Origin of the sequence: Streptomyces sp. DG2A-72 (assembly GCF_030499575.1) — a bacterium.
In the GTDB taxonomy this organism is placed as follows: Bacteria; Actinomycetota; Actinomycetes; order Streptomycetales; family Streptomycetaceae; genus Streptomyces.
On the sequence record NZ_JASTLC010000001.1, the window covers coordinates 6,337,888 to 6,363,019 of the forward strand.

Consider the following 25,132-nt stretch of genomic DNA (forward strand, 5'->3'; position numbering starts at 1 on the left):
CGGAACGGCCTCCGGCCCTCCCCCGAGGGGGCCGGAGGCCGCGGCCGTGTGAGCGGCCTGCCGGCGTACTAGGTGGTGACGCGGTAGGCGCTGACCCACGGGCCGATGTCGCCGTAGCCGCTGTCGTCGATGGTGATCGACCACCCGGTGCAGTCGGCGTGCTCCCACAGCTCCACCCTGGCGCTGCTCTCGGTGCGGGCGGATCGGATGTTGTCGTTCCAGTTGTCGCCGACGTATGTGCAAGCCCCCGTGGATCCGGAGAACCACCCGTCCAGACCCTCGAAGCTCGACTCGGCGAAGGCGTGCCAGCTGGCGTCCGCCAGACGGGCATTGCCGGTGGAGGAGTCGGACGACGCGTCGGCGGCTGCGGTACCGGCCGACAGCAGCCCGACCGCGGCGAGCGCGGCGGCAGCGGCGGTCACCCGCTTGAACCGGATTGACTTCTTCATGGTGTGTCCTTCCTTGAGACGTTCACCCACCCCCGTAGGCGGACGTCCTCACCCTCGCGTGGAAGGGACAGGGAGAGGTACCTCGGAACTCTCAGGGTCACTTCTTGCCAGGCGGCGTGTACTCCTTGAGGTAGTGGGCGACGCGGGCGGCGTAGTCGCGGTACTTCGGGGGAACACCGCCCGCGTTGTTCACCACGTCGGTCGACGTCCGGTAGGCGGCGGCCAGCAGGACCTGGCGGTCGCCGGACAGACCGGACGACTTCAGGCGCGGTTCCATGAAGCAGAGGTAGCGGCCCACGGCCGGGATGGATTCGGCGGGGGTGAGGGGAGGCTTGGGGGTTTCCTCCGCCGCGACGCCGTCCGCGCGGATCCACCAGCGCAGGATGCTGGGTGTCCAGCGGGCGATGCCGTACTCGCCCTCCTTGCCCGCGCCCGGATCGGAGAGGTTCGGGTCGAAGTTGCTCTCCGCCTTCAGCAGGGCGGCGATCAGCGCCGGGGTGACCTCCGGCTGGACGCAGTCGTGGGCGGAGTCGACGATCAGGCGGCGGTAGGCGACCGGGACGCCTTTGTCCGTACGGAGTTCCGCGGCGCCGTATGCGGCGGCCGTGACCTTCTGGGGCTCGCCGTCCGGGGTCCCGCCCCCGTCCGCCCAGCCGCTGATGCCGTAACCGAGCGCCGCCACGCCGACGGTGGCGATCGCGGCGGCCAGGGCGGTCGTACGGCGGGAGCGGCGGCCGGGGAGGAGGGCGCGGGGCAGGCGGGGGGAGCGGGCGGTGCCTGCGGCGGTCTCGACGCGGCGCAGCAACGTGTCCGTGCCGATCCGGTCGGCGTGCGTCCGGGTCAGGCAGTCCCGCACGATCTCCCGCCAGGCCTCCGGGAGTTCGGGCGACAGACGCAGCTCGTCGGTGCCGCGGGCGTAGGCGGCGGCCGCGTCGCGGCGGGCCGTCGGGGTGCCGCCGGGCAACGGGAAGGAGCCGGTCAGGACCAGATGTGCCAGCACACCGAAGGCCCAGACGTCGGCCGACGGGCGGATACGGCGGCCCCGTTCGCCGATCTCCGACCAGAGCAGCTCCGGCGGCGTGTAGTCGGGCGTCGAGAAGGCGGGCGTGTACGCGTGCGTGCCCTCCAGCTCCGCCGCCATGTTGAAGTCGGCGAGCCGGGCCGAACCGTCCCGCATCAGCAGGACGTTGGCCGGCTTCAGATCTCCGTGCACCCAGCCGGCGTGGTGCAGTTGCGCCAGGCCCTCGCAGATCTGCGCGAGCAGGGCGGGCCCGGCGGCCGGGCGGGGGTCCGCGGCGAGCAGGGCCGACAGCGACCCCTCCGCCTTCTCCAGTACGAGGACGGTGGCGCCGTCGAGCGCGGGCACGGCCGGATCGTCGACGGTGAAGGTGTCGTACATCCGGATCAGCCGCGGCTGCTTCAGCCTGCGGTGCAACTCGACCTCGCGCTCGATCAGTTCGCGCAGATGGGCGAGTTGGCGCGGGGTGCCGGTGCCGGTGGGCAGGAACTTCAGGGCTGCCGCACGGGGCAGGTCGGCTCCGGTGTCGGGGCCGGTCCGCCGCGCCTCGTAGACACTCCCGAACGCCCCCGTCGCGATCGGCGCCCGCACCTCCCACGGTCCCACCCGGTACCCCTTCGGCACCGGCACGGCGTACGGCTCGGTCACGGAGCCACCCGGCCGGGGGAGGGGTCGGCCAGGACCACGAGGTCGTCCTCGCGGACGAGGTCGAAGCGGAGGGCGAGGGAGACCAGGGACTCCTTCTTGCCGTTGAGGCGCGGGCCCGTGTCCGCCGTGTCCGGGGCGGGCTTGAGGCGCAGCTTCACGGCCAGGTAGTCGATGTTCCACTGCACCGAAGTGCGGGACGCGGCGGGCCAGTTGGGACGCAGGCGTTCGACGACCTGGTCCATCGTGGGCAGCGGGGCGTGCGGTTCGCCGCGCAGGCGGGGTTCGCACAGGGCCGCGAGGACCGCGAAGTAGCGCTTGGTGCGGTCGACGGAGAACGCCGGGGCGGTGGTCGCGCCGTCCAGGCCTCCCGCGGTGCTGAGGTAGTCGTGGCGCGGCGCCCACACGTCGACCGACAGCAGATCGCCGGCCGCGGGCAGCACGATCCGCGAGAACTCGAAGGGGACGGGCGCGTCCAGTCGCCCGGGTCCCACCTTGATGTGCTCGCCTGCGCCCTCCGGGTTCTCCACGACGTACGTCTGACTCGAACTGAGGTTGCTCAGCACCCAGAAGGCGCCCTGCGCGGCGATGGCGCCCGCTCTGCGCGAGACGCCGTCGTGGGCGATCTCCAGGTCGTTGTCGGCGCCGCGCCCGAAGGTGAGCCGTTCACCCGGGGCGAGTCGGATCTGAGGGTGGTCGAGCTGGTCCTCCGCGCTCGGCGGCGGTACCACGATGATGCTGTACAAGGTGCGTCTCCCCGTGCCTGGCGGCTACCGGTTCAGAGTAGGGCGACGCGGCAGGGCCGTGCCTTCCCCTGCACGGGTGAGACACGGCCCTGCCACATGATTGGCGCGAAAGCGTCAGTTCTGGACGACCATCGTGCTGGCCGCCTTGTCGTGCCAGCCCTGCTGTCGGCCCGACTTGTCCCAGAACGGGGACAGGTAGACCACGAGCTGGCCGATACCGCAGGCGAAGCTGCCGACGAGCGGGATGATCCAGCGGATGAAGGAGGAGCCCAGGCCCGGCTTCTGGCCGGTGTCCGCCTTCAGCACGCGGATGCCGACGGCGAGCTTGCCCAGGGTGGCGCCCATCAGGCCGACCATCAGCCACTCGTAGAGCAGGCTCGCGATGGCCAGCACGCCGAACACCGCGCCGAACGACGCCGCGATGTCCGAGGAGGCGTCGTTGATGCAGCTGTTGTAGTTGGCTGCGTTCGGGTCGCAGTCCTGGGCCGCACCGATGGAACCGGCGATGCCCGCGAACGCGAGGACGCCGTAGATCACGCCGATGATCAGGGCATCGAGCAGCCGCGCACCGAGTCGGCGGCCCATCGACGCGACCTGCGGATACCCCGGACCGCCGGGAACACCCGGAACACCGGGACCGCCCGGGTACTGCGGGTAGCCGTAGCCGCCCTGCGGAGGGACGCCGCCTTGCGGTGCCTGCGGGTAGCCCTGCGGCGCCTGCGGATAGCCGTAGCCGGGCTGGCCCTGCTGGGGATAGCCGTACCCGGGCTGCTGTGGCTGTTGCGGCTGCTGCGGGTTCTGTGGCTGACCGTAGGGGTTGTTGGGCGAGCCGAAACTCATACTGGGTTTCCTCCGTTGTGCAGGTGGGGACGGGGCGGAAGCGCGGAGGAACATCAGATCTGAGCGGCTTGCCCCCCAACACGGACCGCGATATGGCGCCGCTCATCGTTCTTTATGGATGACTTATTTGTCCAGCCGTGTTCGCTGTGCGTTGTGCAAGTGCAACATCCACGAGCGGCCAGGGCCGACGGCGGCGGGACCCGGATTGGAACCAGGGCCCGGTCATCCGGGAGGATGGAGCCATGACCGCCCAGATTCTCGATGGCAAGGCCACCGCAGCCGCGATCAAGTCCGATCTGACCGCCCGCGTGGCGGCGCTGAGGGAGAAGGGCATCACGCCCGGCCTCGGCACGATCCTGGTCGGGGAGGACCCCGGCAGCCAGAAGTACGTCGCCGGCAAGCACCGCGACTGTGCCCAGGTCGGCATCGCCTCCATCCAGCGCGAACTGCCCGCGACGGCGACGCAGGAAGAGATCGAGGCGGTGGTGCGGGAACTGAACGAGGATCCCGCCTGCACCGGTTACATCGTCCAGCTGCCCCTCCCCAGGGGCATCGACGAGAACCGCATCCTGGAACTCATGGACCCGGACAAGGACGCGGACGGACTGCACCCGATGAACCTCGGCCGGCTGGTGCTCAACGAGCCCGCGCCGCTGCCCTGCACCCCGAACGGCGTGCTCACCCTGCTGCGCCGCTACGGCGTGGAGATCAAGGGCGCCGAGGTCGTGGTCGTCGGCCGCGGTGTCACCATCGGCCGCCCGATGCCGCTGCTGCTGACCCGGCGCAGCGAGAACGCGACCGTGACCCAGTGCCACACGGGCACGCGGGACCTGTCGGCGCATCTGCGGAACGCCGACATCATCATCGCCGCCGCAGGCTCCGCCCATCTGATCCGCCCCGAGGACGTCAAGCCCGGCGCCGCCGTCCTCGACGTCGGTGTCTCGCGCAGCGCCGAGGGCAAGATCGTGGGCGATGTCCACCCGGATGTCGCGAAGGTCGCCGGCTGGATCTCCCCCAACCCCGGCGGCGTCGGCCCGATGACCCGGGCGCAGCTGCTCGTCAACGTGGTCGAGGCGGCGGAGCGCAGTGTCGACTGACGGCAGCGAGGTGGAGAAGGCGACGACGCCTGCCGTCGCCGGCGAGACGTCCGAGGATCTCCAGGTGCGGGACGCGGTCAGCGCGCCCGATACCGAGGGCAGGGCACGGCGGGTCACTCGCCGCTTTCCGCTGTTCACGAGGGACACGGCACGTCCGGAGGGTGGCGGGCGCGCCGCACGCGGTGACGCTCCGGCGCCTGCCCGGCAGTGGCCGATGCTGGCGGTGCTGTCGCTGGTGGGGGTGGGGCTGCTGGTGACGGCGCTCGATGCGTTCCGTGTCGGCACGATGCTGATCGGCGTTGCTCTGCTGGGTGGAGCGGTGCTGCGGTTTGTGCTGCCGGGTGTGGGGATGCTGGCGGTTCGGTCGCGGTTCACGGATATCGCCACGTATGGGGTGTTGGGGCTTGCGATTGTCCTGCTGGCGTTGATGGTGCAGCCGAATCCTTGGCTGGAGATTCCGTTCTTGAAGGACACGCTGCACTTCACTGTCGACACGTAGGTTGTCCGTTTTCTGCGGTGCCGTCGTGGCTTGTCGCGCCCACGCGGCGGAGCCGCATATCGATACAGCCCCGCGCCCCTAACGGGCGCGGCAGGAGCCGTCTCTGGAACCGGTCTGTCTCTGACGTCGTCATTTGCAGCGGAGGTGTGTGATGGGCGGGTGGCAGCCGCTGCCTGATGATCTGCCGTCGGAGGTACGGCACTTCGTGGAGCAGCTGCGGCAGGTGAAGGACCAGACCGGCCTCAGCCTGGTCGCGCTCGGCGCGCGTACCGCGTACAGCAAATCCTCCTGGCACCGCTACCTCAACGCCACCCAGCCGCCGCCCCGACAGGCCGTGGTCGCCCTGTGCCGGGTCGCGGGCGTGGACGCGGAACGCCTGAGCGTGCGCTGGGAGATGGCGGTGGAGGCGTGGCCGCGACCGGCGGGGTCGCAGAAGGACGACGGGGGCGAGGAGTACGAGGACGACCCCACGCGCCCGTGGTGGGACACGCCGGACGAGGTGCCGACCGCGGATCCGTCGCGTCGGCTGCTGGTGGTGGCCGTCGTGCTCGTACTGGTTCTGCTGGCGTTGACGGTGATCGGCGTCGTCGTCTTCGGATAGGGTCATGTGCGCTTTCGGTGACCGCGTATGTGCGTTCTGTGTGTCGATGTGTTGACAAGTTCGGGGATTTACGACGAAGTCGCTCAACAGTCGGGCTAGCGTGGTCAATCGGGACGGTCCGGGACGTCTTGAGTGTCTGCCAGGAGCACTGCGGTCCGGTGGGCGTGTGAACGTGCATGCCCGCGGCCCCGATGCACCCGTGCGCCCCCACCCCGGGAACTGAGTTCCTGACTGGGCGCATCCCTGTGGGTAGCCAGAACGGGGACTCGGCAGAGGGCACCATGCGCGGGGGCAAGAAACAGCACGAACCGGGGGGAAGAGGGGGAAGCAATGCCTCGTTGGAGGGCCTTGCCGGATGAACTCGATCCGCAGGTCAGGGAGTTCGCGAGCCAGTTGCGGAGACTGGTGGACCGCAGCGGCCTGAGCGTCGCCGCGGTGGCCGACCGCACGGGCTACAGCAAGACGTCCTGGGAGCGTTATCTCAACGGCCGGCTGCTCGCGCCCAAGGGTGCGATCGTCGCGCTGGCCGAGGTGACCGAGACCAATCCCATTCATCTGACGACCATGTGGGAGCTGGCCGAGCGTGCCTGGAGCCGTTCGGAGATGCGTCACGACATGACCATGGAGGCGATCCGGATCTCCCAGGCGCGTGCCGCGCTCGGGGAGTTCGGGGCGCCGCCCGCCAACGCGAAGAGCGGCAAGACGGCCCGCAAGAGCGGCAGCGCGACGGCGACGCCGGGGATCGCGGGACCGGCGGGGGTGGCGCCGACGGTGCCGCCGCAGCCGACGGGGCCGGATGTGCGGGACGCGGAGCCCGGTGCGCCCGGTCGCTCCGGTGGGGGCAACTCGTGGGGGATGGCCGGGTATGCGGGGCCTTCGCAGGGCGGGGGGTCGCGAGCGGCGGGTACGGGTGCGGGTGCGGGTGTGCCTGCGGGTTTGGGTGGTGCCGTGCCGGGAGCCGCTGTGCCAGGTGCCGCGGCGCCGGGTGCTGCTGTTCCGGGGGCTGCCGTGCCGGGGGCGTTCGGTGAGCCGCCGCAGGGGCCTCGTCCGGGGGACGGTTCGCCGTCCGGCGGGGCGTCGGGGAAGCGCAAGGTGACGATGTTCCTGGCGGGGGTCGTCGGAGTTCTCGTCGTGGTCGCCGCCGTGTTCTTCTTCATGGAGCGCGGCGACGACAAGCCCGAGGACACCGCCAAGTCGCCCTCGCCGTCCGCCAGCTCCGATCCCGCGCTGCCCGCCGGAGTCAAGTGCAGTGGCGCCGACTGCACGGGCAAGGACGCGGAGGCCATGGGGTGCAGCGGGGACCTTGTGACCACCGCGAAGACGGCGACTGTCGGTACGACGGTCGTCGAGGTGCGGTACAGCGAGACCTGTGGCGCGGCGTGGGGACGTATCACCGCCGCCGCGCAGGGCGATGAGGTGCAGGTGACGGTGGGGAAGGCCGAGCAGACGGGGTCCATCACCGCCGCCGGGGACACGATCGCGTACACGCCGATGGTGGCCGTGAAGGATGCGGGCGAGGCGGAGGCGTGCGTGACGTTGGCCTCCGGGGAGCAGGGCTGCACGGAGTAGTTGGGTTGCCGTGCGCTGGTGCGGGCGGGTGGGACCCCCATCGCCCCAGGCGGCACGACTGCCCGCGGGCTGAGCCAAAAGAATTCCCGTACAGCAGGAATGGCCGACCGCATCTGGGGCAGGCGGAAAACTACCCCCACGGGAGTCCGGCTGTGTCGGTACCCCCACCTGGCGGCCGCTGTTGTCCCCCCTCTCCCGGGCATGGCGGCCGCCTCTTTTTGGAGGCTGTGGGGTGGGCCACAGGGGGCCGGACGTCCGGGATCCCGGATGCGCGATAGCCTGACGCTGATCTCTCTTGACGCCAAGAGATCGATCATTCGGACCCCCGGGGCAGGGACGCCCCACCGCCAGCTGTCATACGGAGAACGCCATGACCCGCACTCCCGTGAACGTCACCGTCACCGGCGCGGCCGGCCAGATCGGTTACGCCCTGCTCTTCCGCATCGCCTCCGGCCAGCTGCTCGGCGCGGACGTGCCGGTCAAGCTGCGCCTCCTGGAGATCACCCCGGCGCTGAAGGCCGCCGAGGGCACCGCCATGGAGCTGGACGACTGCGCGTTCCCCCTCCTCCAGGGCATCGAGATCACCGACGACCCGAACGTCGCCTTCGACGGCGCCAACGTCGCGCTGCTCGTGGGCGCCCGCCCCCGCACCAAGGGCATGGAGCGCGGTGACCTCCTGGAGGCCAACGGCGGCATCTTCAAGCCGCAGGGCCAGGCCATCAACGCCCACGCCGCGGACGACATCAAGGTCCTGGTCGTCGGCAACCCGGCCAACACCAACGCCCTCATCGCGCAGGCCGCCGCGCCCGACGTACCGGCCGAGCGGTTCACCGCGATGACCCGCCTCGACCACAACCGCGCGCTGACCCAGCTCGCGAAGAAGACGGGCTCGACGGTCGCCGACATCAAGCGGCTGACCATCTGGGGCAACCACTCCGCCACCCAGTACCCGGACATCTTCCACGCCACGGTCGCCGGCAAGAACGCCGCCGAGGTCGTGAACGACGAGAAGTGGCTGGCCGAGGACTTCATCCCGACCGTCGCCAAGCGCGGCGCCGCCATCATCGAGGCCCGCGGCGCGTCCTCCGCGGCCTCCGCCGCCAACGCCGCCATCGACCACGTCCACACCTGGGTCAACGGCACCGCCGACGGCGACTGGGTGTCGATGGGTATTCCGTCCGACGGTTCGTACGGCGTCCCGGAGGGTCTCATCTCCTCCTTCCCGGTCACCACCAAGGACGGCAAGTACGAGATCGTCCAGGGCCTGGACATCAACGAGTTCTCCCGCGCCCGTATCGACGCCTCCGTCAAGGAGCTCGAGGAGGAGCGCGAGGCGGTCCGCGGCCTCGGCCTCATCTGAGCCGACGCTCTCTCTCGATCCCCGGGCCGCGGTGCGCGTGGCCCGGGGATCAGTGCGTTGAGGTGGGGACGACGCGTTCCGCGAGTTCCAGGTACGCGTGCGTGGTCGCGGGGCGCAGCTTGTCCAGGCTTTGAAAGCGGTTGTTCCGCAGGTATGTGTCGTACGGGATGCGGACTACTTGCGAGGGACTGATCCGTTGGCGCTCCGCCAGGTCGGAGGACAGGTCGGGACGCCTGCCGTCCCTGTTGCTGATGACAATCAGCGCGTCGTCGACGAGGCCTGCGTGCCGGGTGGCGCGCAACTCGTCGAGGATGTTCTCCGCGATCTGCACGTCCCATGGCGAGGGGCCGCAGCACAGCAGCAGTCGGTCCGTCAGATCCAGCACCACCTCTGCGGAACGGGTCGGCCAGCGCCCTCCCCAGTCGGTGAGCACGAACGCGTAGTACGGATCGGTCTGCTGCAGCACACGTGAATACTCCTGCGCGTGCGCGGGATTGGGTCCGGCCCGGCCCTTGCGATGCGCGGCCAGCTCCAGACCGGAGCCGAGGCGTGTGGTGCGGCTGCGGATCTGCTCGTACGAGGCGTCGCCCGGCAGCAGCGCGAGATCGCGCGGCGTGCCCGGCTCGCGGTTCTCCAGGAAGCGGTGGAGTGACCCCATGGTGGGCGCCCCGTCCAGGGCGAGCACGGGCTCGCCGCGGACCGCGGCTAGGAGCGAGCCGAGGACGACCGTCGTGGTACGGCGCCCGCAGCCGGAGTGGACGCCGAGCAGGGCCAGCCGTACGCCGTAGCGCAGCGGTACGCGCAGCCGATCCAGTCGCTCCTCGGTCTCCTGTCGGGCCGCACGGGAGCGGGGCAGCCGCAGGGGGGCTTCAGTCGGCTTCCAGCTGTTGAGCAACAGTCTCAGGGGCTGCCGGGGCGGAGGGCCGGACGGATCCGGGTCGGGGCCGGGCGCGTCCCTTGTCGCCCGTTTCAGGTCGATGTACCGGGCCAGCACATCCGCCACCTCACCCGCCGCCGGACGCTCGTCGGGATCGTCGTCGAGGCAGCGCAGGACCAGGCGCCGCAGCTGCCCCCAGGTGTCTCCCTGCCACAGGTGCATGCCCTCCGGCAGGCCGGGCAGATGCACGCCGGCCTTGCTGCTGATCAGTTGCAGCAGCTCGCCCAGCGCGCGCACGCTGTCCGCCTTCGTCGGCACCGGACCGGTGCCCGCGTACCGCCCGTCGATGGCGCAGTCCGACAGATCGGCGAGCACCACCGAGCGGCGCAGCACGATCACACTGTCGGCTCCGAGGTCCGCGGGGACGATGTCGTTGGTGTGGCAGACGCTGAGCGCGCTCGCCAGATGCCAGGCGACGAGCAGCCCGGCGAGCACGTCGAAGGGTGCGGTGCCGTCCGCGACGGACCGCTCCACCAGGTCCGCGAGGCGCGGCGGCTGCCGGGCGGGCGCGTCGGCGTCGGCGACCGGAGCCATCGCCAGCCAGGGCGGGCTGTCGTCGAGTCCGGTGCCGAGCAGGCTGGGTGCGTACCGTCCGTGCAGCCGCGCCAGTACCTTGGCCTCGACCTCCAGCAACCGGGCGTTCGCGGCGGGCAGATCGGGCCGTGGGGTGCGCAGGACCGCCCATCGGCCGTGTTCGTCGACGGCCCGGTATGCCACGGTCCGCCGGCCGCGGCGCCGACCGCGCAGCTCGTACGGGCCGAGGCGGCGCGGGTCGGTGTCGGTGAGCGGGCTCCAGTCGTCGTCGGCGGGCGGCTGCGGATCGGGCGGTGTCGGTCCGCCGGTCCGCCGTCCGACCGGCACCCCGAACCGCTCCAGCAGCCGCCGCTCCACGCTGGTGAACGGCCGGTGCGAGACGGGGAGTTCGGCGGAGCCGTCCGGGTGGGCGAGCCAGGCGGGGAAGTCGGGGGAGTTGCCCGCCAGTTGCTCCAGGCGGCGGCCGATGCTGCGGCTGGTGCTGAGGAGTTCGGCCTGCGGTACGGCGTCAAGGAGCACCGACTTGGCGTCCTCGCTGAAGTCGAAGACCCGGTGCTTGGCGGGCAGCGGGCCCGGCACCGGCGCCGGATGCGGCCGGACCAGGCCGCCCAGGAACACCTCCGCGAGATGCGAGGTCCGGGCCGGCCACGGCACCGCCGTCTGCACCAGCCGCATCACCGGCACCGACAGCGGTGACACGGCGGCGAGATGGGCGGCGAGCCGGTACGCCTCCGGGGTGGCCGCGTCCCGGAAGTGCTGCGCGCTGTGCAGATCGCCGGCCGCGGTGACGGCGGCGTACGGGCTGGGCCGGGACAGCAGCGGCAGCTCCATGGTCGTGCCCGGCGAGGCGAGCAGCCGCGCCCAGTCGCCGAGCGCGCGGGCGGTGGGCTCCAGGACCGGCACCGGGACGCCCTCGAAGCGGGCCAGGCCGGGCAGGACCGGGTCGGCGATCTGCCAGGAGGTGTTGGCGCCGCCGATGTGCCGGGTCGTGGCCTGCCAGCGCTCGGCGCGGATGCCGGACGCCTCCCACATGTCGGGCGGCAGGGTGTGCAGCAGGGCGACGGGGCCGCGGTCGGCCCACGTCCGCAGCAGCTCGTACAGCGCGGGGTGGCGCCAGGCCGTGCCCATGCCGTCGCTGACGACGAGGACGAGGGTGCGGCCCGTCGGGTCGTTGACCGTGGTCGTCGGCAGGGACGTGCTGTGCTGCTCGAACGGCCGGGCGTGCAGCCGGGGTCCGCGGGCGGAGCGGGTGTCCAGGCCGAGGACGCGGGTGGTCGCGAAGGCGCCGAGGCGTTCCAGCAGGACGCGCAGTTCGGCGCCGAGCCGGTGCCACAGCAGCATCGACAGGCCGTCGTCGACGAGGAGTACGAGGTGCAGCCAGCGTTCCTGCACGGGCCGCTGCACCACGTCCGGCAGCCCCGTCTCGGCGAGCTCGGCCGCGGTGCGCTCCTCGTCGATCTCCCGCCGGTGCCGGCTGGCGTGCCGGCGGCGCAACGGCCGTAGCGCACGGCCGAGTTCCAGCTCGTTGCCCAGCGCCTTGCTCTCCGGGACGCGCACCGGCATCGCCGACCGCGGCCGGGGCTCGGGCCGCCGCTCGGGGGGCGGGATCCGCGCCGGCGCGGAGCGGGCCGACGCGTACAGCGAGGGCGCGGTGAGGTCGGGCAGGTCGTCACCCTCCGGACGCGGCGTGGGCGCCGGCGGCGTCTCGGTGTCCGATGCGGTGGCGGAGGCCTCGGGCGGGGCGGGGCGGGGGGCGTGCAGGTCCCGGGTGAGCGGGGCGACCTTTCCCGCGGGCAGCCGGCGGGCCAGCCAGAGCACGTCGAGGACCTGGTCGGCGTCCAGATCGTGGCCGCATGCGCGAAGCACCCGCAACGCCTCGCCGAGCCGCTCACCTCCGGCCATGGTCACCGCGCCCTCAGTCCACGCGGGGCGGCGTCGGGGCCGGCTTCCTCGGTGCGGCGATCCCCCTCGGTACGACCCTTCCCGCCGGCGATACGAGACTGTCCCCCGGCCATCTCACAGCGCCCCGGTGAGCTGATGCAGTACCGCGTCGAGCAGGCCCTCCGCGTCGAGGTCGACCCCGCCGGCCCGCAGGAAGACGGCGTTGAGGAGTTGGTCGGTGGCCAGTTCGCCCGGTGCCCGGCGGCGCAGGAATGCCTCCAGGAGGTCGTCGGCCTCGCGCAGCGCCTCCTCGCCGAGGTGCGCGGCGACGATCGCGCGCAGCCGCTCCTCGTCGGGCACGGGCAGGTCGAGGCGGATACAGCGGCGCAGGAACGCGGGCGGGAAGTCGCGCTCGCCGTTGCTGGTGATGACGACGACCGGGAACTCCTCGCACTGGATCCGGCCCTTGTGCACACCGACCGTGCCCCGGTGGTCGGCGGTCTGCACCTCCACCTCGGTGACGTCCTCGGGCAGCCGGGTCAGCTCGGGTATCTCGAAGACGCCCTCCTCGAACACCGTCAGCAGATCGTTGGGCAGGTCCACATCGCCCTTGTCCATCTCGTCGATCAGCAGTGCACGCGGCGTGGGACTCGGCACCAGCGCCGTGCCGAGCGGACCCAGCCGGATGAACGTGCCGATGGACGGCTCGTGTTCGCCCCGGTCACGACTGAGCGTGGTCTCGCGCAGCCGCCCGATCGCGTCGTACTGGTAGAGCGCCTCCCGCACGGTGGAGCGGCTGTTGATCGGCCAGCGCAACAGGGCACCGAGGCTCAGTTCATGTGCGACGGCCCGCGCCAGCGAGGACTTGCCGGTCCCGGCGGGGCCGGTGACCAGCAGCGGGCGGCGCAGATGCAGCGCGGCGTTGACGACGTCCGCGTGCTTGGGCTCGATCAGATACGGCAGCTCCGGCCGCCCGCCCGCGCCGGGAGCGAAGCGGCGCCACGGCGGGGCCGGCGGAAGGGCGACGGCACGGGGCACGCCGTCGCCGCGGAAGAGGTGCCAGTCGGCCTCGGCAGCGGGGGTCATGCGCTCTCCTGGGGTTCGGTCAGGTGCAGTCGGGGCACGGTACGGTCGGCGTCGGCCCAGGCGAGGACGGGTCGCCCGGGGTATTCCCGCGGGTGGAGCACGGTGTTGGCGCGGTAGGAGCGGACCTTGTCGGGCAGCTCCCGGGTGGCGGCCTCGGCCAGCCGCTCGACGGCGTGCGAGTCCTGGTCCCGGGCGCGGTCCCACACCACCACCGGTATGCCCATGGCGAGACAGATCTGCACGATGCGGTCCCGGTGTTCCGCGGGCACGTCGACCAAGACGCGGACCGCGTCGAGACGGTCCATCAGCTCGGCGTAGAGGGTCTTCGGGTCGAGGGACGCGCCCGAGACGACGAGGGTTGCTCCGGTGTCCAGCAGCCGCCAGCGGCGCCGCCAGTCGGGCTGGAAGCGCTCGTGCCTGCGCAGCAGATCGGGGCAGTGCACGACCAGCGGGTACTCGACCCCGAGCACGCCCGGCACGATCTGGCCGGGGGCCTGCGCCTCCCATTCGTCGACGGGCAGGTTGAGGCTCTTGTCGTCCACGAGGACTTCGACGAGCGGGCGTTCGGCGTCCTCGGTGGCCGGGGTGAGGGTCTCCAGGACCCGGATCAGCTCGCGGGCGGCCTCCCGAGCCGTGTACGACGGGGAGGTGTCCGTCGAGACCTGGCGGGGACCGGTGCCCTCGTCGCACCAGATCCGCAGCCGGTGCCGCCCGGGCTCCGCCGCTCTCACCTGCACCAGCACCCGTACCCGCGACCGGCCGCGGACGGCGCGGGCCCACTCCAGGCCGTCCGAGCGCCGTTCGGCGAGCGCGGAGCGGGGGATGCCCAGCCGTTTCGCCACCCCGTCCGACCAGATGCGCAGCCGCGCGCGATGCTCCTGGGCGCAGAGCGCACCGACGTACTCCAGCACCCGCAGCAGTGCCGGGACCCGGGGTTCGCCGTCCTCGGAGCGGCCGTCGCCGGGCAGGGTCTCCAGGTGGTCGATGAGCGCGTCGAGCGTCTCGCCGCCGGGGAACGCGGCGGCCAGCGGCAGTGCGGCGCGCACCGCCTCGGCGAACCGCGCGAGCACGCCCGGGTCCAGGTCGCGCAGCCGCGCGTGCAGTTGGTGGTGCTCCCGCGGGGAGAGCAGCCGCGGCACCCGGGAGAGCTGTCCGGCGGCCAGGATCCGGTCGGCCGCCTCGGGGTGGTTGTTCCGCAGCAGTCCGGTCAGCACGGGTAACGCACGCGGGTGCTGAAGGAGGAACGCCGCGAACTCCTCGACGGCCGGGGGTGTCACGTCACCGCCGTGTCCGACGCCGCATTCCGTGGCCAGCCGCCTGGCCACGTCGCCGAGTTCGGACCCGGTGGGCAGCGCGTCGCCGATCGCCTCGGCGAGCAGCCCGAAGGCGGCTTCGTCGGGGCCGGCGGACGCGGGCCCGGTGAGGTCGGGGACGCCCGCGGTGCGCAGCTCGGCCTCGATGCGCTGCCAGGGGATGCCCCAGCTGCGGCGGATCAGATGCTGGGGGTCGGGCGGGACGGGTCGCCCGTTCGTGGCGTCGCGGGGCGGCATGAAGTGGGCGGCGACCAGGCCGACGACCGCCTTCTCGTGCAGGCACCACAGTGGGCCGCCGCTGTAACCGGGCCCGACGGCCATGCCGGTGGCCTCCCCGTCGAGGTAGGCGATCGGCCCGTCGTCGGTCTTGACCTTCAGGTCGGCGAACGTGGCGTCGTGCCCGCTCGCATGCCAGGCGCGCACCTCCTGCCCGGCACGCAGCGCGCTCCGGTGGGGCGGCGCCGGGGTGCTGCCGGGCGGTGCGTCGACCCGCAGCACGGCGAGGTCGCCGAGCCATTCGTCGGCGCTGTGGTGCACCGGGCCGCCTTCCTTGGCGCGCGGCGGGATCCAGTGGGCGACGCGCGCGGGGCAGCGCTCATATCTGCCGTACGGCATCCGGATGGCGACGTGCAGCTCACCCGGGCCCGGTGTGCGCACCTCGAACGGATGCCGGCCGAGCGCGTCGTTGACGACATGGGCGCAGGTCAGCACGGTGTCCGCGGCGAGCACGAGACCGGCCCCCGCCCATCGGCCCTCCGGGCCGCCGACGGACACCGAGTACGGGGCCGGATCGTGGAACGCGGGCAGCGGGGCTCTGAACCACCCCACGCTCACTCCAGGCCCGGAGCCGGCGCGAGGGCCGTGGCTCCCGTCGGGTTCCAGGTGGCCGTCACGGTGAGGTGGGCCTGCCCCTTGGCGCCGACGATGCCGAGCTTGAGATCCTGCCCGACCTGGACCCCGAGGGTCACGCTCAGCTCGGTCGGCGGCTGCGGCGCGGCCCGTACGGCGTCGTGGACCTCCTGCAGCAGCGGCCCGAGCGGCCGGAGCGCCGCCCGCAGCGTGCCCGCCGCCAGGGAGGCCACGGCCCCGCCGCCGGAGGACACCGGCACCGCCCGTCCCATGCCTTCCGGAAGCGCCCCGCCCGGCTCGGGCGGCCCCTCCTGAGGGGCGGCGGGCGCCAGCAGGAACCTGACCGGTGTGCCGTCGTCGAACTGCAACTCCGCTGAGGTGGACATGGTCACATTGTGACCGACGGCGGGGACCATGACAGGAGCACGTGTCATCAACTCGGCTGAAAATCCCGGTCGTTGCTGGGTGCTCGACAGGGCGGGGGGCACCTCAGAAACCTGCTCGACTCGGTGGCCGCCCCGGCCTGGAGCGGGCCGTCGCGGGATACCGGGGACCGGCCTCCGTCAGTCCCGTAGCCGCTTCTCGAACCAGTGGTGGGCGTAGACGTGGTCGACGTACGCCGGGATCTCCCGGTATCCGCACGCCCGGTACATCGCCTGCGCCTCCGTGAGCACCGCGTGCGTGTCCAGTCGTACGACGTCGAAGGCGCGGCGTCGGCCCTCCCGCTCCAGGGCGTCGAGGATCCGGCGGGCGAGCCCCAGGCGCCGGGCGTCCGGATGCACCCACACATGGCGGATCTCGCCGACGCCGTCCTCCAGCCGCCGCAGCGCACCGCATCCCACCGGCCTGTCCTCCTCGTACGCCACGAAGAACGCCCCGGCGTCCCCGGACACCTCCTCGGGCCGTACGAGGTCGGACTTGTCGAACCCTTCCGGGAAGCGGTCGTCGATGTCGGCGGCGTAGGCGTCGAGGCAGGCCCGGGCGTCCTCGGAGGCGCCGTCGACGAGGTCGACGGTGATGGCGGCGAGGCGCAGCAGGCGGCGGGTGGTGGTCATCGCCTCCGTGAGGTCGGCGCGCTGCCGGTCGGTGAGGCCGCCGAGGAGGTGGGCCACGAGGGCGTTGGCCCGGCGCTGCTGTTCCTTCAGCTCGACGTGCCCGGCCGGGGTCAGCTCGACCATCCGCAGCCGGTTGTCGTCGGGGTGCACGGCGATACGGACCATGCCCTGCGCCTCCAGGGCCTTCGCCATCCGGCTCAAGTACCCGGCGTCCAGGCCGAGCCGGCTCCTCAGCTCGCGCAGGGGCACCCCCGCCGCGCTCTCGGAGATCTCGAACAGCAGCCGGGCCTCGCCGAGCGGACGGTCCTGGCCGAGGTAGTGGTCGTCGAGCGCGCCGATACGGCGCGTGAAGTAGCGGTTGAACCGGCGGAAGGCCGTCACGTGTTCCGTTGAGACTGGTGAGACTGGCTCCATATTTCTTTGACTTTAGTCAAAGGATGCGGGCTCGTCCACCGTTGGGCGAGACAGCCTCTTCACCTGGTTCTTGCGGGGAGGGGAGGATTCAAACGCTCTGCAACTCCTCCTGGAGCTTGCCGATGTCGACCGTCTCGTCCGGTGACGGCGTCTTCGACGGGACCGGCTTGTCCTAGTCCGTGAACGTCAGGGTCGTGTCGGCACCGTCACCCTGCTGCGTGGCCTCGACCAGGTGGTGCGGGGAGTCGGCGGTGACGTAGAGGGTGGCCCGCGTGCCGGCCTCCTCGCCCTTGAGCGGGATCACCTTGGTGCCGTCGCGGGTCGTCTCCTCGCCCTTCGTCAGGGAGACGGGGTCGGCCGTGGAGCCGGAATCCGTGCCGATGTCCTTCTGGAAGTTGTTCAGGTCGCAGATGTCGGCCATGCCCTTGAGCACGGCGTCGTCGGTGGAGCCGTGGATGTAGCGGTTCTTGAAGAGCTCGGCGACCGCGTCGCCCTGGCTGCCGGGCACCTGCGCCTTCCAGGACGCGGTGTCGGGCTTCATCCACACCTCGTCGCCCTGCTTGACGATCTCGACGCTGCCGCCGCCCCTGCTCATCCTCATCGTGCCGACGCAGTTGCCGTCGCGGTCGAGGGAGAGGTCCATCGAGGTCGGCTGGGTCTTGCTCGTGCTCGCCGCCTTGCTGCGGTCCGTCAGTTCCAGATGGACGGACTTCGCGTCGAGGAGGTTGTCCTTCGCCTGCTCGGCGAGCTGCTGTGCGGTGAGGTCGTCGCCGTCCGACGCCATGGCCGTCGAGGCCACGGCGGGGGAGAGGACCAGGGCCGCGCTCGCCGCCACGCAGGTCAGCGTCCTCCTGGCCATGGCGTCACCTCCGGATCCGCCGGATCCGCTACCACCCCAGGCCACGTTTCGCCCTATTTGCCCGCATGTTCAGTGACGCGGCCCACTTTCGGCCATGAATTGCGCATGCATCAGCGAGGCCGGGGGCATGCGCTCACGGTCCCCGAGGGTGACACTTCTGTGACTCAGGGGAACTGAACAGGAACGGAAGGCAATACCGATCATGGCAAGGCAGCGGGCGCAACGGACGATCCACGTCGACGGCCAGTGGCTGGAAGCGGTCTCCGGCGCCACCCGAGAGATCCTCGACCCGGCAGACGCCCTGCCCTTCGCCGTGGTCGCGGAGGGTGACGAGAAGGACACCGATCTGGCGGTCGCCGCGGCCCGCCGCGCCTTCGACGAGGGGGACTGGCCGCACACGCCCGTCGCCGAGCGCGCCGCGCTGCTGCGCCGCGTCGCCGACCTCCTCGTCCGCGACCGTGAACCGCTCGGGCTCCTGGAGAGCCGTGACGCGGGCAAGACCGTCGAAGAGGGCCGGATCGACATCGACTGCGTCGCCGACGCCTTCCGCTACTTCGCCGATCTGGTGGCGGCAGAGGGCGCGGGCCGGGTGGTCGACGCGGGCTCGCCCGACATCCACAGCGTCGTGGTGCACGAGCCGGTCGGCGTCTGCGCGCTGATCACGCCCTGGAACTACCCCCTGCTGCAGGCCAGCTGGAAGATCGCCCCGGCACTCGCGGCCGGCAACACCTTCGTGATCAAGCCGAGCGAGATCACGCCGCTGACGACGATCGCCCTGATCGACCTGCTCGCGGAGGCCGGTCTGCCCGCCGGAGTCGCGAACATCGTCACCGGACCCGGCCACTCGGTCGGCGCCCGCCTCGCCGAGCACCCCGACGTCGACCTCGTCTCCTTCACCGGCGGCCTGATCAGCGGCACGAAGGTCGCACAGGCCGCCGCCGTGACCGTCAAGAAGGTCGCCCTCGAACTCGGCGGCAAGAACCCCAACGTCGTCTTCGCCGACGCCTGTTCGACCGACGAGGACTTCGACACAGCCGTCGACCAGGCCCTCAACGCCGCCTTCATCCACAGCGGTCAGGTGTGCTCCGCGGGCGCCCGGCTCATCGTCGAGGAGTCGGTCCGCGAGCGTTTCGTCGCCGAACTCGCCCGCCGGGCAAGCCGGATCCGCCTCGGCCGCGGCACCGAGGACGGCGTGGAGTGCGGCCCGCTGGTCTCCGAGCAGCAGCGCACGAAGACCGAGTCGTACGTCGCCTCCGCGCTGGAAGAGGGCGCGGTGCTGCGCTCCGGCGGCAAGCGCCCCGAGCCGAGCGCCGAACGCCCGGCCACCGGCTACTTCTACGAGCCGACGGTGCTCGACCAGTGCCAACGCGAGATGAGGGTCGTACGCGAAGAGGTCTTCGGCCCGGTCCTCACCGTCGAGACGTTCCGCACGGAGGACGAGGCGGTCGCCCTCGCCAACGACACGGAGTACGGGCTCGCCGGCGCCGTCTGGACCACCGACGCGGGACGGGCCCGCCGGGTCGCCGCCCGCCTGCGGCACGGCACCGTCTGGATCAACGACTTCCACCCCTACCTCCCCCAGGCGGAGTGGGGCGGCTTCGGCAAGAGCGGGGTGGGGCGCGAACTCGGTCCCGCCGGACTCGCCGAGTACCGCGAGAGCAAGCACGTGTACCAGAACCTGGAGCCGAAGCCCGTTCGCTGGTTCGCCGGCTGACCCCCTCCCCGCACCTCCCTGGAGTAACCCCTCATGTCCCCTCTGCCTGAGAACACCCACGTCTACGACTACGTCGTCATCGGCGGCGGCACCGCGGGCTCCGTCATCGCCTCGCGCCTCACCGAGAATCCGGATGTCACCGTTGCCGTCATCGAGGGCGGTCCCAGTGATGTCGGCCGGGACGACGTGCTGACGCTGCGCCGCTGGATGGGGCTGCTCGGCGGTGAGCTGGACTATGACTACCCGACCACCGAGCAGCCCCGCGGCAACTCGCACATCCGGCACAGCCGTGCCCGGGTGCTCGGCGGGTGTTCGAGCCACAACACGCTCATCGCCTTCAAGCCGCTGCCGTCCGACTGGGACGAGTGGGAGGCGGCCGGTGCTCAGGGGTGGGGCGCGGTGCCGATGGAGGCGTACTACGCCCGGCTGCTGAACAACATCGTCCCGGTCGACGAGAAGGACCGGAACGCCATCGCCCGCGACTTCGTCGACGCCGCCCAGGCCGCACTCGGCGTTCCGCGCGTCGAGGGCTTCAACAAGAAGCCGTTCAGCGAGGGTGTCGGTTTCTTCGACCTCGCCTACCACCCGGAGAACAACAAGCGGTCGAGCGCGTCGGTGGCGTACCTCCACCCTGTGATGGACGAGCGCCCGAACCTGACGATCCTGCTGGAGACCTGGGCGCACCGGCTGGAGCTGGGCGGCACGCGGGCGGAAGGCGTGCACGTACGGGACAAGGACGGCGCGGAGTTCGTCGTACGAGCCCGCAACGAGGTCCTGCTCTGCGCCGGCGCCGTGGACTCGCCGCGCCTGCTGCTCCACTCGGGCATCGGGCCCCGCAAGGACCTGGAAGCACTCGGTATCCCGGTCGTCCACGATCTGCCCGGCGTCGGTGAGAACCTGCTCGACCACCCCGAGTCGGTGATCGTCTGGGAGACGGACGGCCCCATCCCGGAGAACTCCGCGATGGACTCCGACGCGGGCCTGTTCGTGCGCCGCGACCCCGAACACGCGGGCCCGGACCTGATGTTCCACTTCTACCAGATCCCCTTCACGGACAACCCGGAGCGACTGGGCTACGAGCGCCCGGAGTTCGGCGTCTCGATGACCCCGAACATCCCCAAGCCGAAGTCCCGTGGCCGCCTGTACCTGACCAGCGCCGACCCCGCCGTGAAGCCCGCCCTCGACTTCCGCTACTTCACGGACGAGGACGACTACGACGGCCGGACCCTGGTCGACGGCATCCGCATCGCCCGCGAGATCGCCAGGACCGAGCCCCTCGCCGGCTGGCTCAAGCGCGAGGTGTGCCCCGGCCCGGAGATCCTCGGCGACGCGGAACTCAGCGAGTACGCCCGTAAGGTCGCGCACACCGTGTACCACCCGGCGGGCACCTGCCGTATGGGCGCGGAGACGGACGAACAGGCGGTCGTGGATCCACAGTTGAGGATCCGCGGCCTGGAGGGCATCAGGATCGCCGACGCGTCCGTGTTCCCGACGATGACCGCCGTGAACCCGATGATCGGGGTGCTCATGGTCGGGGAGAAGGCCGTCGACCTGATCGGTGGTGGTGCGTGATGAGCACGACCCCGAACACGCCCGTCTTCTCCGTCCAGGGCCTGTGGAAGGTCTTCGGCCCGAAGGCGGACCGCGTCCCCGCCGACCCGGAACTGGCGGCCCTCGATCCCGCCGACCTCCGCGCCCGCACCGGCTGCACGGCCGCCGTCCGTGACGTCTCCTTCGACGTCCGCAAGGGCGAGGTCTTCGTCGTCATGGGCCTGTCCGGCTCCGGCAAGTCCACCCTGGTCCGCTGTCTGACCCGCCTCATCGAGCCCACGTCCGGCACGATCGCCATCGACGGCGAGGACGTCCGCGCGATGGACAAGCCTCGCCTCCGCGAACTCCGCCGCCACCGCGCCGCGATGGTCTTCCAGCATTTCGGCCTCCTCCCGCACCGCACGGTCCTCGACAACGTCGCCTACGGCCTGGAGATCCAGGGCGTGGGCAAGGCGGAGCGCCGCGCGCGGGCCGCCGAAGTCGTCGCCAAGGTCGGCCTGGAGGGCATGGAACAGCGCAAGCCGAGCCAGCTGTCCGGCGGCCAGCGTCAGCGGGTGGGCCTGGCCCGGGCACTGGCCGTGGACCCCGAAGTCCTCCTCTTCGACGAGCCGTTCAGCGCGCTCGACCCCCTCATCCGGCGCGATATGCAGGATGAGGTGATCCGCCTCCACCGCGAGGAGGGCCGCACGATGGTCTTCATCACCCATGACCTCAGCGAGGCACTGAAGCTGGGCGACCGCATCGCCCTCATGCGCGACGGCCGCGTGGTGCAGCTGGGCACACCGGAGGAGATCGTGGGGTCCCCGGCCGACGAATACGTGCGGGAGTTCGTACGGGATGTGCCGCGGGAGCAGGTGATGACGGTGCGGACGGCGATGCGGGCCGCGTCGACGGACGACGCGGGCAACGGCCCTGCGGTCGCGCCGGATGCCACGGTGTCGGAGGCGATCGAGGCGGTGGCACGGGCCGGGGCACCGGTGCGTGTGGTGGACGAAGGCCGGTGTGTAGGCGTCGTGGACTCGGACACCCTGCTCGGCGTGGTAGCCGGCGCAACCGCCGTAGCTGCGGGCAGTCGTGCCGCTGGGGCGATGGGGGTCCCCCCGCTCGAGCGAAGCCGAGAGTGGGGGAGGGTGGGCGCAGCGGCACCCGCCCAGCGCGGCCAAGCGACCCAACCCGACGCCGGCCCTCACGCGGAGTCCGTCTGATGGCAACGATCACCGCACCGACCCCTCGCACACTCCCCGCGATCCTCAGAAACCGCGCAGTCGCCAAGCTCACCCTCCTCGCCCTCGCCGCAGCGATCCTCGTCCCCCTCGCCAACGCCCGCTGGGCCGGCGGCGCCTGGCCCGACGCGCTCACCGTCGACGTATCCGACCCCCTCACCAAGACCAGCGACTGGATCATCGACAACCGGGACAGCCACCCCCTGTTCCTCTACTTCTTCGGCCACGTCAGCAACGCCGTCGTCGTCTCCGTACGCGCCGTCTACCTCCTCCTGCTGGCCGCCGGCTGGGCAGGCGTCACCGCGTTCGGCGCGCTGATCGCCTGGCGAGTCGCCGGCGTGCGCCTCGCCCTCGGGACGGCCGCCGCGTTCCTCACCTGCGGCCTGCTCGGCATGTGGATCCCGACCATGCAGACGCTCGCCCTGATGGTCGTGGCGGTCCTCGCGTCGGTCGTGGTCGGCGCGCTGCTCGGACTGGCCGCGGGCCTGTCCCCTCGTACGGACCGCGCCCTGCGCCCGGTCCTGGACACCATGCAGGTGCTGCCCGCCTTCGCGTACCTCCTCCCCGTCGTCCTGGTCTTCGGCATCGGCGTCCCCGCGGCCGTCCTCGCCACCGTCGTCTACGCCGCCCCGCCCATGGCCCGCCTCACGGCCCTCGGCCTGCGCGGCGCCGACAAGGAGGTGCTGGAGGCGGTCGAGTCGCTCGGCACCACCGCACGCCAACGCCTGCTGACCGCCCGTATCCCGCTGGCCCGCAAGGAACTCCTGCTCGGCCTCAACCAGACGATCATGATGGCGCTGTCGATGGCGGTCATCGCGTCGGTGATCGGCGGCGGCGGTCTCGGTGACCGCGTCTACCAGGCGCTGGCCTCGGTCGACGTGGGCGCCGCGCTCGCGGCCGGGATTCCGATCGTGCTGATCGCGGTCGTACTGGACCGCGTGACCGGTGCGGCAGGCGAGCAGCGGAGCGGGGACGGCCGTAAAACGCTGTGGGCGTACGGGGCCGTCGCCGCCCTCGTCATCGCCCTCGCCGCCCGGTTCGCGGGCCGTGCCGACTGGCCCGACGCCTGGACGGTCGCCATCGCCGAACCGGTCAACCGGGCCGTCGACTGGATGACCGCGCACCTCTACTCCGGCGTCCCCGTCATCGGCGGCACCGCCGACTGGGCCGCGCACTTCACCACCTGGGTCCTGGACCCGGTCCGCGACGGACTGCAGTGGCTGCCCTGGTGGTCGGTCCTGCTGATCGTCGCCGCACTGGCCTGGCTGATCGGCACCTGGCGCACCGCGCTGACCGCCGTTCTCGCCATGGCCGCGATCGGCGTACTCGGCGTCTGGGACTCCTCGCTGGACACCCTCTCCCAGGTCCTCGCAGCCGTGGCCGTCACCCTCGTCCTCGGCTTCGCGACCGGTATCGCGGCGGCCCGCAGCGACCGCGTCGAGCGGCTGCTCCGTCCCGTCCTGGACGTCTTCCAGACGATGCCGCAGTTCGTCTACCTGATCCCGGTCGTCGCGCTGTTCGGCGTGGGCCGTGCCCCTGCCGTCGCCGCGGCCGTCGTCTACGCGCTTCCGGCCGTCGTCCGCATCACCGCGCAGGGCCTGCGCCAGGTCGACCCGGCCGCGCTGGAGTCTTCGAACTCACTCGGCGCGACGACCTGGCAGCAACTCCGTCAGGTCCAACTCCCTCTCGCCCGCCCGGCGTTGCTGCTCGCCCTCAACCAGGGCGTGGTCCTCGTCCTCGCCGTCGTCATCATCGGCGGCCTGGTCGGCGGCGGAGCCCTCGGCTACGACGTCGTGTTCGGGCTCGCGCAGGGCGATCTGGCGACGGGCCTGGTCGCGGGCGCCGCGATCGTATGCCTCGGCCTGATGCTCGACCGGGTGACCCAGCCGACCGAACGCCGCGCGAAGAAGGGAGCGTGACATGCGACTTCGTACGACATCCGCGGTGGCCGGCGTTTCGGCACTCCTGCTGCTGACCGGCTGCGGCGCCGCCGACATGACCAAGCAGGCCTCGCCCTTCGCCAATGCGCAGGGCGCCAAGACCGTCACCCTGTCCGTGCAGTCCTGGGTCGGCGCGCAGGCCAATGTCGCCGTCGCCCAGTACCTGCTCGAACACGAGCTGGGCTACCGCGTCGACACCGTCCAGATCGACGAGGTGCCCGCCTGGGACGCGCTCAGCCAGGGCCGCGTCGACGCGCTCCTGGAGGACTGGGGCCACCCGGAGGAGGAGCAGCGCTACGTCGCCGACAAGAAGACGATCGTGAACGGCGGCGGACTCGGCGTCACCGGGCACATCGGCTGGTACGTCCCGACGTACTTCGCCAAGCAGCACCCCGACGTCACGGACTGGGAGAACCTCGACAAGTACGCCTCCCAGCTGCGCACCGCCGAGAGCGGCGGCAAGGGCCAGCTGATGGACGGCTCCCCGTCCTACGTCACCAACGACAAGGCGCTGGTCAAGAACCTGAAGCTGAACTACCAGGTGGTCTTCGCCGGTTCGGAGGCCGCGCAGATCACCCAGATCAAACAGTTCGCCAAGGAGAAGAAGCCCTTCCTCACCTACTGGTACGCCCCCCAGTGGCTCTTCAAGAAGGTCCCCATGACCGAGGTGAAGCTCCCGGCGTACAAGGAGGGCTGCGACGCCGACCCGGAGAAGGTCGCCTGCGCCTATCCGCACACCCCGCTGCAGAAGTACCTCAACGCCGACTTCGCGAAGAACGGCGGCAAGGCGGCCCGGTTCCTGAAGAACTTCAAGTGGACCACCGAGGACCAGAACGAGGTCTCCCTGATGATCGCCGACCAGAAGCTCAGCCCGGAGGAGGCGGCGAAGAAGTGGGTGGACAGCCACGAGTCGACGTGGCGGGGGTGGCTGTCCCGGTAGTACCGCCCCCGG

General features: G+C 71.6%; 20 protein-coding genes. 10 read left to right on the top strand and 10 right to left on the bottom strand.

Going from position 1 to position 25,132, the window contains the following annotated elements:
* Positions 1 to 68: 68 nt before the first annotated feature.
* The 4 genes from QQY66_RS30235 to QQY66_RS30250 all read right to left on the bottom strand — a co-directional run bounded on the left by QQY66_RS30235 (position 69) and on the right by QQY66_RS30250 (position 3,698).
* Entirely contained in the window at positions 69 to 449 is a 381-nt protein-coding gene (locus QQY66_RS30235) for a peptidase inhibitor family I36 protein (RefSeq protein WP_301983417.1), read from the bottom strand.
* A gap of 97 nt (positions 450 to 546) precedes the next feature.
* Positions 547 to 2,115 (bottom strand): protein kinase, encoded by a 1,569-nt coding sequence (locus QQY66_RS30240; protein ID WP_301983418.1) that lies wholly within the window; start codon positions 2,113 to 2,115, stop codon positions 547 to 549.
* Positions 2,112 to 2,858 (bottom strand): FHA domain-containing protein, encoded by a 747-nt coding sequence (locus QQY66_RS30245; protein ID WP_301983419.1) that lies wholly within the window; start codon positions 2,856 to 2,858, stop codon positions 2,112 to 2,114. Before QQY66_RS30245 ends, QQY66_RS30240 begins: the two co-directional genes overlap by 4 nt.
* A 114-nt stretch (positions 2,859 to 2,972) precedes the next feature.
* On the bottom strand, positions 2,973 to 3,698 hold the full coding sequence (locus QQY66_RS30250; protein WP_301983421.1) for an RDD family protein: 726 nt from the start codon (positions 3,696 to 3,698) through the stop codon (positions 2,973 to 2,975).
* Between the two features lie 242 nt (positions 3,699 to 3,940).
* On the opposite strand from QQY66_RS30250, the gene QQY66_RS30255 reads away from it, so the two are divergent.
* The 5 genes from QQY66_RS30255 (at position 3,941) to QQY66_RS30275 (ending at position 8,824) form a co-directional block, all read left to right on the top strand.
* Positions 3,941 to 4,795 (top strand): bifunctional methylenetetrahydrofolate dehydrogenase/methenyltetrahydrofolate cyclohydrolase, encoded by an 855-nt coding sequence (locus QQY66_RS30255; protein ID WP_301983422.1) that lies wholly within the window; start codon positions 3,941 to 3,943, stop codon positions 4,793 to 4,795.
* 10 nt (positions 4,796 to 4,805) lie between these two features.
* The gene (locus tag QQY66_RS30260; RefSeq protein WP_301987546.1) at positions 4,806 to 5,294 is read left to right on the top strand and encodes a DUF3017 domain-containing protein; all 489 of its coding nucleotides are present in this window, start codon (positions 4,806 to 4,808) and stop codon (positions 5,292 to 5,294) included.
* Positions 5,295 to 5,445: 151 nt separating this feature from the next.
* Entirely contained in the window at positions 5,446 to 5,895 is a 450-nt protein-coding gene (locus QQY66_RS30265) for a helix-turn-helix transcriptional regulator (RefSeq protein ID WP_301983424.1), read from the top strand.
* A gap of 330 nt (positions 5,896 to 6,225) precedes the next feature.
* On the top strand, positions 6,226 to 7,464 hold the full coding sequence (locus tag QQY66_RS30270) for an XRE family transcriptional regulator (RefSeq protein ID WP_301983425.1): 1,239 nt from the start codon (positions 6,226 to 6,228) through the stop codon (positions 7,462 to 7,464).
* A 370-nt stretch (positions 7,465 to 7,834) separates the two neighbouring features.
* Positions 7,835 to 8,824, top strand: coding sequence for a malate dehydrogenase (locus tag QQY66_RS30275; RefSeq protein ID WP_301983426.1), 990 nt, complete (start codon positions 7,835 to 7,837; stop codon positions 8,822 to 8,824).
* Between the two features lie 49 nt (positions 8,825 to 8,873).
* On the opposite strand, the gene QQY66_RS30280 is transcribed toward QQY66_RS30275, so the two are convergent.
* From QQY66_RS30280 to QQY66_RS30305, 6 genes are all read right to left on the bottom strand, one after another.
* Complete coding sequence (locus QQY66_RS30280; RefSeq protein WP_301987547.1) at positions 8,874 to 12,197, bottom strand: SAV_2336 N-terminal domain-related protein; 3,324 nt, start codon at positions 12,195 to 12,197, stop codon at positions 8,874 to 8,876.
* Positions 12,198 to 12,311: 114 nt separating this feature from the next.
* On the bottom strand, positions 12,312 to 13,262 hold the full coding sequence (locus QQY66_RS30285) for a MoxR family ATPase (RefSeq protein WP_301983427.1): 951 nt from the start codon (positions 13,260 to 13,262) through the stop codon (positions 12,312 to 12,314).
* On the bottom strand, positions 13,259 to 15,403 hold the full coding sequence (locus QQY66_RS30290) for a trypsin-like peptidase domain-containing protein (RefSeq protein WP_301983429.1): 2,145 nt from the start codon (positions 15,401 to 15,403) through the stop codon (positions 13,259 to 13,261). The genes QQY66_RS30285 and QQY66_RS30290 overlap by 4 nt, the downstream gene beginning before the upstream one ends.
* A 2-nt stretch (positions 15,404 to 15,405) precedes the next feature.
* Positions 15,406 to 15,810: a CU044_2847 family protein gene (locus QQY66_RS30295; RefSeq protein WP_301983430.1), complete on the bottom strand. Its 405-nt coding sequence runs from the start codon at positions 15,808 to 15,810 to the stop codon at positions 15,406 to 15,408.
* 177 nt (positions 15,811 to 15,987) lie between these two features.
* On the bottom strand, positions 15,988 to 16,893 hold the full coding sequence (locus QQY66_RS30300; protein ID WP_301983431.1) for a helix-turn-helix domain-containing GNAT family N-acetyltransferase: 906 nt from the start codon (positions 16,891 to 16,893) through the stop codon (positions 15,988 to 15,990).
* A 172-nt stretch (positions 16,894 to 17,065) separates the two neighbouring features.
* Entirely contained in the window at positions 17,066 to 17,752 is a 687-nt protein-coding gene (locus QQY66_RS30305; protein ID WP_301983432.1) for a hypothetical protein, read from the bottom strand.
* A gap of 202 nt (positions 17,753 to 17,954) precedes the next feature.
* Here QQY66_RS30305 and QQY66_RS30310 point away from each other — a divergent pair, with 202 nt between their 5' ends.
* Genes QQY66_RS30310 through QQY66_RS30330 form a run of 5 tightly spaced genes read left to right on the top strand, consistent with a single transcriptional unit; the run spans position 17,955 to position 25,120 of the window.
* Complete coding sequence (locus tag QQY66_RS30310; protein WP_301983433.1) at positions 17,955 to 19,466, top strand: aldehyde dehydrogenase family protein; 1,512 nt, start codon at positions 17,955 to 17,957, stop codon at positions 19,464 to 19,466.
* A 42-nt stretch (positions 19,467 to 19,508) separates the two neighbouring features.
* Positions 19,509 to 21,038 (top strand): GMC family oxidoreductase, encoded by a 1,530-nt coding sequence (locus QQY66_RS30315; protein ID WP_301987548.1) that lies wholly within the window; start codon positions 19,509 to 19,511, stop codon positions 21,036 to 21,038.
* Positions 21,038 to 22,222 carry a glycine betaine/L-proline ABC transporter ATP-binding protein gene (locus QQY66_RS30320; protein WP_301983435.1) on the top strand — a complete coding sequence of 395 codons (1,185 nt, stop codon included), beginning with the start codon at positions 21,038 to 21,040 and terminating at the stop codon, positions 22,220 to 22,222. The genes QQY66_RS30315 and QQY66_RS30320 overlap by 1 nt, the downstream gene beginning before the upstream one ends.
* A complete protein-coding gene (locus tag QQY66_RS30325; RefSeq protein ID WP_301983436.1) occupies positions 22,222 to 24,159 on the top strand; it encodes a proline/glycine betaine ABC transporter permease in 1,938 nt (645 codons plus the stop codon). The genes QQY66_RS30320 and QQY66_RS30325 overlap by 1 nt, the downstream gene beginning before the upstream one ends.
* 1 nt (position 24,160) lies before the next feature.
* Positions 24,161 to 25,120, top strand: coding sequence for an ABC transporter substrate-binding protein (locus QQY66_RS30330; protein ID WP_301983437.1), 960 nt, complete (start codon positions 24,161 to 24,163; stop codon positions 25,118 to 25,120).
* The last annotated feature ends 12 nt before the right edge of the window (positions 25,121 to 25,132 follow it).

Coding starts and splice junctions, on each gene's coding strand:
- QQY66_RS30235 (WP_301983417.1), bottom strand. CDS start 449: ATGAAGAAGTCAATCCGGTTCAAGCGGGTGACCGCCGCTGCCGCCGCG.
- QQY66_RS30250 (WP_301983421.1), bottom strand. CDS start 3,698: ATGAGTTTCGGCTCGCCCAACAACCCCTACGGTCAGCCACAGAACCCG.
- QQY66_RS30255 (WP_301983422.1), top strand. CDS start 3,941: ATGACCGCCCAGATTCTCGATGGCAAGGCCACCGCAGCCGCGATCAAG.
- QQY66_RS30265 (WP_301983424.1), top strand. CDS start 5,446: ATGGGCGGGTGGCAGCCGCTGCCTGATGATCTGCCGTCGGAGGTACGG.
- QQY66_RS30270 (WP_301983425.1), top strand. CDS start 6,226: ATGCCTCGTTGGAGGGCCTTGCCGGATGAACTCGATCCGCAGGTCAGG.
- QQY66_RS30275 (WP_301983426.1), top strand. CDS start 7,835: ATGACCCGCACTCCCGTGAACGTCACCGTCACCGGCGCGGCCGGCCAG.
- QQY66_RS30280 (WP_301987547.1), bottom strand. CDS start 12,197: ATGGCCGGAGGTGAGCGGCTCGGCGAGGCGTTGCGGGTGCTTCGCGCA.
- QQY66_RS30285 (WP_301983427.1), bottom strand. CDS start 13,262: ATGACCCCCGCTGCCGAGGCCGACTGGCACCTCTTCCGCGGCGACGGC.
- QQY66_RS30295 (WP_301983430.1), bottom strand. CDS start 15,810: ATGTCCACCTCAGCGGAGTTGCAGTTCGACGACGGCACACCGGTCAGG.
- QQY66_RS30300 (WP_301983431.1), bottom strand. CDS start 16,893: ATGGAGCCAGTCTCACCAGTCTCAACGGAACACGTGACGGCCTTCCGC.
- QQY66_RS30305 (WP_301983432.1), bottom strand. CDS start 17,752: ATGGCCAGGAGGACGCTGACCTGCGTGGCGGCGAGCGCGGCCCTGGTC.
- QQY66_RS30310 (WP_301983433.1), top strand. CDS start 17,955: ATGGCAAGGCAGCGGGCGCAACGGACGATCCACGTCGACGGCCAGTGG.
- QQY66_RS30320 (WP_301983435.1), top strand. CDS start 21,038: ATGAGCACGACCCCGAACACGCCCGTCTTCTCCGTCCAGGGCCTGTGG.
- QQY66_RS30325 (WP_301983436.1), top strand. CDS start 22,222: ATGGCAACGATCACCGCACCGACCCCTCGCACACTCCCCGCGATCCTC.
- QQY66_RS30330 (WP_301983437.1), top strand. CDS start 24,161: ATGCGACTTCGTACGACATCCGCGGTGGCCGGCGTTTCGGCACTCCTG.